The 12049-nt window shown below is 71.6% G+C and carries 10 protein-coding genes; 5 read left to right on the top strand and 5 right to left on the bottom strand.

Features of this window, described 5'->3' with window-relative positions; translation table 11 throughout:
- Positions 1 to 52: 52 nt before the first annotated feature.
- A complete protein-coding gene (locus ABZ664_RS00190) occupies positions 53 to 184 on the bottom strand; it encodes a hypothetical protein (protein ID WP_362501058.1) in 132 nt (43 codons plus the stop codon).
- Between the two features lie 140 nt (positions 185 to 324).
- On the opposite strand from ABZ664_RS00190, the gene ABZ664_RS00185 reads away from it, so the two are divergent.
- Both ABZ664_RS00185 and ABZ664_RS00180 read left to right on the top strand, forming a co-directional pair.
- Positions 325 to 2472: a protein kinase gene (locus ABZ664_RS00185; RefSeq protein WP_362501056.1), complete on the top strand. Its 2148-nt coding sequence runs from the start codon at positions 325 to 327 to the stop codon at positions 2470 to 2472.
- A gap of 295 nt (positions 2473 to 2767) precedes the next feature.
- Entirely contained in the window at positions 2768 to 5146 is a 2379-nt protein-coding gene (locus ABZ664_RS00180) for a LuxR C-terminal-related transcriptional regulator (RefSeq protein WP_362501054.1), read from the top strand.
- Positions 5147 to 5376: 230 nt separating this feature from the next.
- Here the strand turns inward: ABZ664_RS00180 and ABZ664_RS00175 are convergent, their stop codons facing one another.
- Together ABZ664_RS00175 and ABZ664_RS00170 are read right to left on the bottom strand one after the other, a co-directional pair.
- A complete protein-coding gene (locus tag ABZ664_RS00175) occupies positions 5377 to 5808 on the bottom strand; it encodes an ATP-binding protein (RefSeq protein ID WP_362501052.1) in 432 nt (143 codons plus the stop codon).
- A 139-nt stretch (positions 5809 to 5947) separates the two neighbouring features.
- Positions 5948 to 6163 carry a DUF5999 family protein gene (locus ABZ664_RS00170; RefSeq protein ID WP_362501050.1) on the bottom strand — a complete coding sequence of 72 codons (216 nt, stop codon included), beginning with the start codon at positions 6161 to 6163 and terminating at the stop codon, positions 5948 to 5950.
- 531 nt (positions 6164 to 6694) lie between these two features.
- On the opposite strand from ABZ664_RS00170, the gene ABZ664_RS00165 reads away from it, so the two are divergent.
- Positions 6695 to 8512: a CHAP domain-containing protein gene (locus ABZ664_RS00165; RefSeq protein WP_362501048.1), complete on the top strand. Its 1818-nt coding sequence runs from the start codon at positions 6695 to 6697 to the stop codon at positions 8510 to 8512.
- Between the two features lie 136 nt (positions 8513 to 8648).
- On the opposite strand, the gene ABZ664_RS00160 is transcribed toward ABZ664_RS00165, so the two are convergent.
- Together ABZ664_RS00160 and ABZ664_RS00155 are read right to left on the bottom strand one after the other, a co-directional pair.
- Positions 8649 to 9230, bottom strand: coding sequence for a hypothetical protein (locus tag ABZ664_RS00160; RefSeq protein ID WP_362501046.1), 582 nt, complete (start codon positions 9228 to 9230; stop codon positions 8649 to 8651).
- On the bottom strand, positions 9223 to 9636 hold the full coding sequence (locus ABZ664_RS00155; RefSeq protein ID WP_362501044.1) for a hypothetical protein: 414 nt from the start codon (positions 9634 to 9636) through the stop codon (positions 9223 to 9225). The genes ABZ664_RS00160 and ABZ664_RS00155 overlap by 8 nt, the downstream gene beginning before the upstream one ends.
- Positions 9637 to 9807: 171 nt before the next feature.
- On the opposite strand from ABZ664_RS00155, the gene ABZ664_RS00150 reads away from it, so the two are divergent.
- Positions 9808 to 11268: a histidine kinase gene (locus tag ABZ664_RS00150; protein WP_362501042.1), complete on the top strand. Its 1461-nt coding sequence runs from the start codon at positions 9808 to 9810 to the stop codon at positions 11266 to 11268.
- Positions 11265 to 11867, top strand: coding sequence for a response regulator transcription factor (locus ABZ664_RS00145; RefSeq protein ID WP_362501040.1), 603 nt, complete (start codon positions 11265 to 11267; stop codon positions 11865 to 11867). The genes ABZ664_RS00150 and ABZ664_RS00145 overlap by 4 nt, the downstream gene beginning before the upstream one ends.
- The last annotated feature ends 182 nt before the right edge of the window (positions 11868 to 12049 follow it).

Here is a 12049-nt window from a genome sequence, read left to right as displayed (position 1 = left end):
ATTTCAGATGTTAGTACAACTATTCTAGTCACTGCCGGTACAGGCTTTCCCGCTACGCCCACCCGTCCTGGAACGGTCCGCTGGCCTCGCGTACGGGGCGGGTTTCCCAGGCCGCGTCACGCATCACCGTTCCCGGCGATCCCTCGGCCGAGAACGTCCGCGACTCCCTTTTCAGGACTCGCATGACTCATTAATCTCATATGCCACTAAATCGGTTACCGGGCATTATTCCAATGTCACCCTCCGCCAAAGTTGACCAATCGTGACAACCAACCGCAGGGGTGAGACCGTCGAACAAGTCGACGGCACTCGGAAGGGGACGGGATGGTTCCGGGATACCGCGAGATTCGGGAACTCGGCATCGGCGGAGGCGGACGCGTGGTGCTGGCCACGTACGCCCCCACCGGCGCCTACGTTGCCATCAAATACCTCAACACGACCCTCAAGGACGATCATCGCTTCCTGGCGCGCTTTCGCGCGGAGGCGCGCGTCATGGTGGAGTTGCAGGACCCGAACGTGGTCCAGCTCTACGAGTACTACGAGGACGTCCTCGAAGCCGCGATCGTGATGGAACTGGTCGACGGGGTCGCGCTCAGGCGGATCCTGTCCGAGCACGGCAGCACGAGCCCGGAGGCGGCGCTGGCCGTGCTCAAGGGCTCGCTGCTCGGCCTGGCCTTCGCGCACGCCGCCGGGATCGTGCACCGCGACTACAAGCCGGAGAACGTGCTGATCCAGGCCGACGGCGGCAGCAAGCTGGCCGACTTCGGCATCGCGGCCCACGTCGGGGAGGCGGGGGTGACCGCCGGCACCCCCGCCTACATGGCCCCCGAGCAGTGGGAGGGGGCGCCGGCGAGCGCGGCGAGCGACGTCTACGCGGCCACGTGCGTCTTCTTCGAGTGCCTCACGGGCCACAGGCCGTACGCGGCCGATCACCGCGTCGTGATGATGCATCGGCACCGGCACGCGCCGATCCCGGCGGAGGAGGTGCCGGCGTCGGTACGCGGGCTGGTCACGCGAGGTCTGGCCAAGAACCCGGCGGACCGGCCGCGAAGCGCGCGGGCGTTCCTGGAGGAGCTGGAGACGGCCGCGCGGGCGGCGTACGGACCGGACTGGGAGCAGCGCGGGCGGCGGCACCTCGCCGAGCTCGCCACGCTGCTGGCGCTGGCGTTCCCGCTGGCCAAGCCCACGCCGAAGGCCGGCTCCTCGGTCGCCCAGACGGTGCTCGGCCGGGTGGGGCGGGCGCGCCGCCCCCGGCTGGGCCCCCGGACCCTCGCCGGGCTGGGAGTGATCACCGTCGCGATGACCGCCGGTGTGATCGCGGCCAACCGGCCGCAGGACCGGCTCTCCGCGGACACGATCTTCACCCCGCCGCCCAGCTCCGCGATCATCCAGGAGACCCCCGCGCAGCGGCGGCAGAGCCGGGTGTCGGCGCCGCCGGATCCCTCCCCGGGGCCTGAGGCCCCCTCGCGAAGCGCCGCCGTCAAAAAGCCCGTCTCCCCCTCGGGCGGCGCGAACCCCGGCCAGGCCACCTCGCCCCCCTCACGGGTCCCGTCCCCCACGCGGACGGTGATCGTCCCGCCCTCCTCACCGCCCACACCTCCCACACCGACCGGTTCGCAGCCGCCACCCCCGCCGCCCACGCCCACCCCCACACGCCCGCCCACGCCCGCCCCCGAGCCCACGGGAACGGGGACACCGGGGCCCGCGCACACGGTGAGCGGCCTGAAGGTCGTGGGGATCGACGCGCACGGGACCACGGTCGGCTTCCGCGCCTCCACGACCGGGAACGTCGCGGTGACCGTCACCTTCGCCGAGGGACCCGACCGTGACCGGCTCGTCCGGGCGGCCTCGCGCACCTCCGTGATCGGCGGGCTGAAGACCTACTCCCACACCGTCCCGCACGCCTTCACCGTCCCCGCCTGCGGGCAGACCCTCTACCGCCGCGTCACGGTCTCCACCGCGCCCCGTTCCACGGGCGGGACGTCCAGCCGCACGGAGATGGTCCACGGTGAGCCGTGCGCGCCACCCGCCGTCTCGATCACCTCCTTCGACGGCACCACGGTCAGGTTCCGCGTGAGGACCCCCACCACCTCGACGGTGATCGTGCGGCTCGGATTCGCCCAGAGAGTCGGGGACACCCGTGAGACCCTGACCGGCGGCGCACGGGAGCTGGAGCTGTCCGGCGACACCGAGTACGAGCGGGAGGTGACCGGGGAGTTCCCTGACCTGCCCGGGTGCGGGGGGTATGTCACCCGGCTGGTGACGATCACCACCTCCCCCGAGGGGGACACCCCCTCCCGGGCGGCCAGGATCGACCTGCCCTCCTGCGCCCCCGATCCCGGCACCGGCCAGGACCAGGACACGGGCGCGAACCCGGGTCCGCGGGAACCGCGGGACTCCGAGGGGCCCACAGGGAACGAGCCCGGCCTGATCGACCTGGACCTGGACGTCGACCTGGGCGGCATCCTGTGAGTTGACCACGCCCGCACCGCGTGGCGGTCGGCCGCCGACCTCTCCGGCCGGCCCCGGCCCGTGACGTGCCCGCCCACGGGTTCCCTGCCGAGGAGGGCGGGCCACCGCCTCGGGGAGCCGCGCCCACCGTACGCGAACCGGTCCTCGCCGACGGACCACCGCCCGGGGAAACCACCCCGGTGAGTGCCCGCTCGACCACAGGGTGTGCGCGGGAGGCGGCGTGCGCATAGGGTGGATTACGCCAACCAGATCCGGACATAAAGCGATCTAATTGATAAAACCGGCGTAGGGGTTGATGGGAGAGGTGGCATCGGCCACCCCGAAGCGGTGGCAGGCGACGAGCCTGCCCCCCGAGGTGACCAGTTTCGTGGGGCGTCGGCATGAGATGGCCGAGGTCAAACGCCTGCTGTCCGGGGCACCCGTGGTGACCCTCACTGGTCCCGGCGGCGTCGGCAAGACCCGGCTGGCCCTGCGCGTCGCCGCCGACGTCCAGCGGGCGTTTCCCGACGGGGTGTGGCTGGTCGAGCTCGCCGGGCTGGAGAATCCCGAGCTGCTCGCCGCATCGCTGAACGAGGCCCTGGAGATCAGGGACGTCTCCCACCGGTCTCCCCTGGATGTGCTCGTCGACCACCTGCGGGAGAAGCGGGCGCTGCTGGTCATCGACAACTGCGAGCATCTCCTGCGACCCTGCGCCGTACTGGTGGGAGCCCTCGTACGCTCGGCCCCCTCACTGCGGGTCCTCGCCACCAGCAGGCAGGCGCTGGGCATCTCCGGCGAGCAGACGCTGGTCGTCCCCACGCTGCCGCTGCCACCGGACCCCGGCCTCCCCAGGCTGTCCACAGAGGTGCCGGCGCCGTCGGAGGCGGTACGTCTGTTCACCGAACGGGCCACCGCCGTCCTGCCGGATTTCACCCTCACCGAGGCCAACCGGTCCGCCGTGGAACAGATCTGCCGCCGTCTGGACGGCATCCCACTCGCGATCGAGCTGGCGGCGGTGCGGCTGCGCGCCCTCTCCCCCGAAGATCTGTTGTCCAGGCTGGACAACCGGTTCCGGCTGCTCACCGGCGGCTCACCCGCGGCGCTGCCCCGCCAGCAGACGCTGCGCGCGCTGATCGACTGGAGCTACGCCCTGTGCGGCGAGGAGGAGCAGCTGCTGTGGCAGCGCGCCTCGGTGTTCACCGACGGCCTGGACCTCGAAGCGGCCGAGGCGGTCTGCTCGGGGAACGGCATCGAGCGCGAGGACGTGGTCGACCTGGTGATCGAACTCGTGGGCAAGTCGATCCTGATCCGGGAGGACCCTCCTTCGGCCTCCACCGCGACCCGCTACCGGCTCCTGGAGACGATCAGGCAGTACGGGAGGGAGAGACTCGCGGCCTCGGGGCAGGAGGACGCGCTGCAGCGGCTGCACCGCGACCACTACCGGCGACTCGCGGCGGAGGCGTACGCGCAGCGGTTCGGCCCGCTGCAGGTGTTCTGGTTCGGCAGGCTGAAGCTCGACCACGCCAACCTGCGCACCGCCCTGGAGTACTGCCTCGCCGACCCCGGGGAGACCCCCGCCGCCCTGGAGATGGCCGCCGACCTGCTCTACCACTGGACCACCAGCCACTATCTCAAGGAGGGACGCCGCTGGATGGACCTGAGCCTGCTCAACGGCACGGGACCGGACGAGGTCCGGGGCCGCGCGCTGTGGTCCAACAGCTGGCTGGCGATCATCCAGGCCGATGTCGTCTCCGCCACGAGAATGCTGGAGGAGGCGAGGGAGATCGGGGAGCGTCCCGGATGCGAGCGGACCCTGGCCTACGTCGCGCTCTACTCGGGGATGATCGCCATGTTCCGTGGAGACGTCGATCGCGCGATCAGCCTGTACGAGGACGCGGCGGCGCGTCACCGCGCCGACGACGACCCGACCGGTCAGGCCCTGGCGCTCATTCGTCTCTGCCTCGCCCACTCCTTCCGGGGAGACTGGTCGAGCGCCGTCGCCGCCGGCGAGGAGTGCATCGCGCTGTGCGACGCCCACGAGGAGGGCTGGCACCGGGCGTACGCGATGATGGCGCTCGGCTTCGGGGTCTGGTGCCAGGGCGACGCCCGGCGCGCCACCGAGCTGGAGAAGGAGAGCCTGAGGTTCAACCGCTCTCTCGACGATCTTCTGGGTGTCGGCGTGAACCTGGAGGTGCTGGCCTGGATCGCCGCCGCGCAGGACGACCACCAGCGGGCCGCCAGGTTGCTGGGAATCCTGGAGCAGGTCTGGCAGGTGTTCGGAGCGCCGCTGTCCGGTTTCGGGCACCTGAGGCGCTACCACGACGAGTGCGAGAAGCGTACGCGCGAGGCTCTCGGAAGGCAGTCCTTCGACACCATGCTCAGGCAGGGCTCGAAGATGCGGTGCGATAAGGCGATCGCCTTCGCCCTTGAGGAGAGCGCGCCCCGCGGCGAGCCCGCGGGCGAGGCCGAGGAGCCTTCGCCACTGACCCGCAGGGAGACGGAGATCGCCAGGCTCGTCGCCCAGGGACTGAGCAACAAGGAGATCGCGGCCTCGCTCACGATCGCGCAGCGCACCGCGGAAGGTCACATCGAGCACATCATGACCAAGCTCGGTTTCCACTCGCGGGCCCAGATCGCCGTATGGACCGGCGAGCACATCCTGAACGTGGACGGGGAGCGCCCGCCCGGCACCTGACGGACGGGACGGAGAGGCCGGGGAAGCCGGGACGCCGGAGCCGGCGAGTGCGATGATCTCGTCGGCTCCGGCGTCCTGCCGAGGCCGGGTCGGGGGACCCGGCTCCGGCATTCGGCCGAGGTCGAGTCGGGGGACTCGACCCCGGCCCTTCGGAGATGGTCTGTGTGGTCGGCTCCCGAAGGAGCCTCGCGGGAGGGTTTCCTCACCTGGCGTTCCCGGTGGCCTCGCGGTCAGGCCGCGAGCGCGTCCGCCGTCGTGAGCTCGAACCAGACGGCCTTGCCCTCGGAGGTGCGGGCACTGCCCCAGCAGCAGGCGAGAAGTTCGATCAGGTGAAGCCCTCGTCCCCGCTCCTCGTCGTCGCGTGCCCGGCACGCGCGGGGCAGGAAGGGGTCGGCGTCCTCGACCTCGCAGCGCAGCAGACCGTCCTGGAAGGAGAGGACGAGCCCGATGGCCCCCCACGAGTGGCGCAGCGCGTTGGTGACCAGCTCGCTGACGAGCAGCTCGGCGACCATGCTCTGCTCGTCCAGCCCCCAGTCCGCCAGGTGGGCGCGTGTCAGGTGGCGGGCACGGGGCACCGACGCCGGCTCGGGCGCGAAGGAGTACGACATCTCCTGGCCGTCCAGCTCTGCCTGCTCGTACGGCTTTTCGAGGAGTGGGTTCATTGTCCACCTCCCTGGTCGGCGGTTACCTCGATCGGATGCGGATCGCACGCGCGTCCCCCGCCGGAGACCATCGGCCGCCGCGGAACCACTCGTCCGCGTGGCGCGTTCGGTCCCGGCACGGCGGGCGCGCGGCGCGAGGTCATGCCGCCTGGCCCAGGGTGACCGGGTGGAGCGGGAGCGGCATGTCGTGGACGGGAGTGCTGCGGCCGTCAGGCATGAGCGCTCCGGTGTCCTCGAAGACCACCACACCGTTGCAGAGCAGACCCCACCCCTGCTCGGGGTGGAAGGCCACGAGCGACGCGGCTTCGTGGTCGGGTGCGCTGGCGAGTGGGCATCTCGGCTGGTGCTGACACATGGCTCGTACCTTTTTTAACCTTCTCTGACTGCTGTTGAGCCTTACCTGGTGTGACCAGCATCTCCCGAGACCACTACCTACATATCGGGAGAAATACCCACATGTCTACCCATTTCCCCCAAAGGCAAAGAAACCGGACATCGAGGCAAAGGGCGATCGACAAGATCAAATGGCGCGGCCACGGCGGTCCCGGCCCCGCTCACGACCTCCGGTAGATCCTTTTCATGGGCGCTTTACCACTGAAGATCACACAGAAGCGCTCTGACGTCGACTTTTGTCCGCCTATGTGACATTGATCGACTTGACGCGCCCTTTAGTCTGTCTTGACCTATCCTTGAGGGCGGGTAACCTCCCTCGTCACGGAAGACAACCGGCCAGTGGTGCCGCCACACGCGTCCCTCCTCACCCTCGGTGGGTTCGCGTGAACGCGCCGTCGCTCAACCTCGTCTGCCGGTAGCCAGGTCGCGAGGCGGAGCGACCATGCCCGCACGGCCACCGGGGGTCCCCCTGAAATCCTCTATGACACCTGAGATGCGCAAGTTCATCGAGCTGCTGGAGAGTCAGCTCGGCTACTCCGAGAAGAGCGGCGGCTACACCAAGTTCGGTGACTGGTACGGCAAGAACGTCGAGTTCGACGCCGACTACACCTCGGCCCCCTGGTGCGACATGTATCTGTCGTGGGCGGCGGAGAAGCTGGGCTACCAGGAGTGGATCGGCCAGTTCGCCTACACCGTCCACCACGCCCAGTGGTTCCGGCAGCAGGACGCCTGGGGCACCGTTCCCAAGCCGGGCGCCATCGTCTTCTTCGACTGGCGCGGCTCGGACAAGATCAGCCACATCGACCACGTGGGGATCGTCACCAGGGTCGAGGGAAACCGGATCCACACGATCGAGGGCAACATCGACGGCGGGGTCGCCAAGCGCAAGGAGCGCGACACCGGCAAGGTCGTCGGCTACGGGTATCCGGAGAAGATCAAGGCCCGGCTGGACCGGGAGGCCACCGAGAAGCAGACCATCGTCACGCCCGCCACGACCGGGGACAACGCCGTGGTGATCGGCCCCGGGCCCAACCTGATCGCGATGGTCCCCGCCCCCGCGCCGACGCGGGAGACCTCGGCCTCCACGAGGCCGGACAGGAATTCGGAGGGAGCGACGAGCAAGCCGACTCCCGGGCACACCGCCGCGACGGCGACGGGGAAGGCCGCTCCGGGCGGCGACGCCCACGCCGCGTCCGGAGGGAACCCCGCCGCGAACACCCAGCGGAGCGACCGGGCGACCACGAAGGCGCCCGGCAAAACCCAGGCGCCGGCCACCGGCCGTACCTCGCCGGGCAAGCACGCCAAGGCCTCCACCGCCGACACCAGCGCGCTCGCCGTCACCCCCACCGCCACCGCCCGCGACCTCGCCACGCCCGTCCCCGGTTTCGACACCCCCGCCGTGCTCGCCCCGGTCCTGCTCGCCGCGGCCGCGATCCTCGCGCACGGCAAGGCGAGGCAGTCGAGGGTACGGCTCCTCGCATCCGCCTCGGGGCGCGCCGCGGTGGCGGCCCCCACATCCTCGTCCCGCAGAACTCCGGGCCGCCGTCGTGCCCCGGGCCGCCGTCGCATGCCCAGAAACGCCTCCGCCCGCGATCTCTCGTACACGCCGCCCCCGGTCGGCACCCCGGAGAACACGCCTGTCTTCCCCGGCCTCGGGAACGCGCCGGCCTCGCCCGGCACCCCGGAGAACACGCTCGTCTCCCGCGATCCCCTGTACGCGCCGATCCCGGCCGACGCCTCGGAGAACACGCCCATCGCCCCCGATCTCGGGGACCCGTTCTTCCCCTCCCGCAGGGCCACGAGTCCCAGGGAGATCGTTCCCGAGAGCACGTTCGCCCCGGCCGCCGCCGCCGGGTTCCCCTCGGTCACGACCTCCGTCGCCCACGTCGAGGAGCCCTCAGGGCGCCCTGCCGCGCTCTCCCCCGTACCGCGCCCTCGCGACGACCGCCCCCGGGCCCCCTACCGGGGCAGGCGTCGCCTGCAGGAGCAGGCCGTGGCGGAGTCGTCGACCTGGGTCCAGGATTCCCCGCCGCGCGGGCGCCGCCACCGCCGGGCCGACCCCGTCGTCACCACCGTCCCGGCCCCCCCGACGCGCCCCGCCCGTCCTGTCCGCCCCATCGCCCCCACCCGGTCCACCACGTCCGCCCGCCCGGTCCCCGGACCGAGAACGGCCGTTCCGGTCTCGACGGTACGGACCGGCCGGGGTGAACCCGCCATCCCGGCGGCCTCCGCCACGCTCCTCGCGGAGCCGGGCGACATCCTGGTCCACAGCGGCTATCGGGGACGGCGCCGGGCGAAGACACCGGTCTAGGCGACGTCGTCGAAGTGACGGCCGAGTCTCGTGGCGCCCCGTCACCCGGCCGTCCCACCGGAGGTGGCCGTGACACCTCGACGGCGAGACCTGGGACGCCCCGGACGGACGCGCGGATCCGTACCCGCGCGCCCGCTCATGCGAGGAACACGAGCTGCGCGGCGGTGAGGATGTCGAAAACACCGCACCACTCCGCGTACGAACGCGACACGACCGCGTTCCTCCTGAGGTGTACGAAGTCCCAGACGCCGTGCAGGAACCAACCAGCCGCGACCAGATGGCGGCCCAGGTCGGGCTCCACCATCAGCGCGGCCAGGACCAGAGCGCCGAATCCGATCATTCCCAGGGACTGCGCCCGGAACGAGCCCGAGCGGCGCAGGTCGCCGGAGACGGCGCCCCACACCAGGACGGCCAGTGCCACGACGGCGACCACGACCGGTACGGCGACCACGTCCAGTGTCCGCAGGACCAGGTAGAGGACGACGGAGACGAGGAGCGCCGGCCACGACGCCTCCCGTCGCCGGATCTTGGCCACCACGAGGTAGACCAGGGGCAGGAGCAGCAGGATCTCGGTGAGCGCGGTGATCTCCCCCGCCGAGGAACCTCCGGCCGACGCCGCCGACACCGCCGACACGGCCGCCGTCCCGCCCGCCAGGACGGTCGGCCAGCGCCGCAGCACGGCCTTCCAGCGAGTACCGCGCGCCATGACGTCAGACACGGGAGGGACCCCCGTACTCGTCGCGGCGGCGGAGCATCACCAGGAGCATGAGCGGGAGCATCAGGACGTGTTCCAGCAGGAGCAGCGCGTCACCCGAGATCACCCCCATCCACAGCAGCGGGAACAACGCGAGGGCGGAAACGAGCATGGCCCCGGCCATCTCCAGCGTCGCGGCCCAGCCGTGACCTCGGTACCGCATCCAGACGATCATCCCGGCGGACATGTTGACGGCCATCTCCGAGGCGACCACCTCCGGTCGCGCCGGTAACTCCAGGCCCGTGAGCGCCAGCCCGGCGCGCACGGCGGCACCGAGCACCGCCATGCCGACGACCATCGCCGCGAGCATCTCCAGGTAGTGGCGCCAGAACGGCCACCAGGTGCGGACATGGACGGTTCTTACTGTCATCTCGTGCTCCTCCGGTGTACGGGGTCGGGGTACGTGCCCCCAGACTGCGGGAGGGCGGCAGCCGCCAGTAGTGGCGAAACGGCACGTCCCGGCATGGTCGTGTCACGAGATTTCGTGACATTTGTCATCGGGGCACCCCATGGCCTCCACCTGGCGGGGGACAATGGCCGCGTGCGTGACGGGCCGAGTGAGCAACCGATTCAGCAACCGATTCAGCAGCCGGGTCAGCACGGAACGGGACTCAGCGGTTTCCGCCGCTACACCTGGTGGAGCCTCACCGGGGGCATCACGGTCTCCCTGGTGCTCTTCGTCAGGGCCTGGGCGATGGACGAGGGCGTGCCCTCCCAGATCAGGGGCGTCACCGGCCTGGCCCTCGCCGTGCTGATCGTGTCCGTCGGCGTGCTGCTCGGCCGCCGGCTGCCGCGCGTACCCGGTGACGAGCGGGACCGGTTCCGCGCCTCACCGGCGCGCGAACGGGCCGCCGGGCCGCCGGTGGGCTGGTTGGTGACAGGGGGTCTCGCGACGACCGTGCTGGGCGCGGTCCCGCTCGCCTCACGCGACGACGGGCTGTGGGCGGTGGCACCGGCGGTGATGGTGTCGATCACGGCGATGTTCCTGCGGCCGGCGCACCGGCGCACCCTCATCGCCGGTGCGGTGGTCGTCGCGGCGGCACTCGGCGGGTCCGTGGCCCTCGCCTCGGGGGACTCCGACTGGCTCCTCGCGGTGGCCTTCCCCGTCGGCACGGTCGTCTCCTTCGCCTGGATGGCGCTGGGCATGCTGTGGGCCTGGGACGTCGCCGACCGGCTGGACCAGGCACGGCGCCTCGCCGCCGAACTGGCGGTCAAGGACGAGCGGCTGCGGTTCGCCGCCGACCTGCACGACATCCAGGGACATCACCTGCAGGTGGTCGCGCTCAAGAGCGAGCTGGCCGAGAGGCTCGCCGAGTCCGATCCCGCCCGGGCCGCCGCGGAGATGCGGGAGGTACGGCGGCTCGCGTCCGACGCGCTCCGCGACACCCGTGCCGTGGTGCAGGGATACCGGCGCACGACCCTGGAGGACGAGATCGCCAACGCCGCGAAGGTGCTGACCGCCGCAGGCATCGACACGGCCGTGGAGCACGGCCGGGCCGGCGGGGCGGACACTCTGCCCGAGCCCGCCCGCCACATCCTGGGCCTGGTGATGCGCGAGGCCACCACCAACGTGCTGCGCCACAGCCGGGCGCGTCGGGCACGCATCGCCTACGACGTCGAGGACGGCCGCGCCCGGCTCCGGATCGGCAACGACGGCGTCGAGGACGGTCGCCTCCAACGGGGAGCGGGCGGTGAGGGAGCCGAGAAAGGCCACGCCCGGCTCCGGATCGATGGCGAAGGGACCGACGGCGAAGGGACCGACCGCGACCGTGCCCGTCGAGGCGTCGGTGGCGAAGGAGCCGAGGAGGACCGCGCCTGGCAGGGGGGCGCCGAGCGGCCCCCTGCGGGAGCGGGCACCGGCACCGGGCTGCGCTCCCTGACAGAACGGCTGGAGCGGGCGGGCGGCACGCTGGACTGGCGGTGCGACGGCGACCTCTTCGAGATGGTGGCCGCCCTGCCCGCCGACGCGCACGCGTACCCGGCCGAGGCGGGCGCACGGTGATCCGGTTGCTGGTCGCCGACGACGAGGACCTCATCCGAGGGGCCCTGGCGGCGCTGCTCTCACTGGAGGACGACCTGGACGTCGTCGCCGAGGCGGCCACCACTACGGACGCGGTGCGCCTGGCACGCGAGCGGCGACCGGACATCGCCGTGCTCGACCTGGAGATGCCGCCCGCCGACGGGCTGCGCGCCGCGCAGGCGATCCGCGCCGAGCTGCCCACCCGGATCGTCCTCGTCACCCGGCACGCCCGGCCCGGCGTGCTGCGGCGTGCCCTCGCCGCGGGGGTGAGCGGGTTCGTGCCCAAGACCACGCCCGCCACCCGGCTGGCCGAGATCATCCGCGACGTCGCCGCAGGCCGGCGCTACGTGGATCCCGACATCGCCGCCTCCGCGCTGTCGGAGGACGACTGCCCGCTGTCCGAACGGGAACTGGAGGTGCTGCGCGCGTCACGGGCGGGCGCCTCGGTCAACGAGATCGCGGCGCAGGTCCATCTCGCCCCCGGCACGGTCAGGAACTACCTGTCGGCGGCGATGGCCAAGCTCGGTGTCGGCTCCCGCCACGCCGCCGCGCACCGCGCCTGGGAGGAGGGCTGGATCTAGGTCTCGCCCGCCGCGTCACGGTGAACACGTCACCCTTGGAACCTCCCTCCGCCCAGGTGAGGCAGATGGTCTCTCCTGGGCCGGGAAGACGGGTCGGTCCCCGCCGGTGTGGCACCGGCGGGGACCGCGTTCACCAGGACCCGGAGGCCGGGCGCCCCGAGGGCACCCCGGCGCATCCGGGA

Origin of the sequence: Streptosporangium sp. NPDC006930, assembly GCF_040635605.1 — a bacterium.
Classification (GTDB): Bacteria; Actinomycetota; Actinomycetes; order Streptosporangiales; family Streptosporangiaceae; genus Streptosporangium.
Note: the sequence above shows the minus strand (reverse complement) of the source record. Positions and strands in the feature narration are given on the sequence as shown.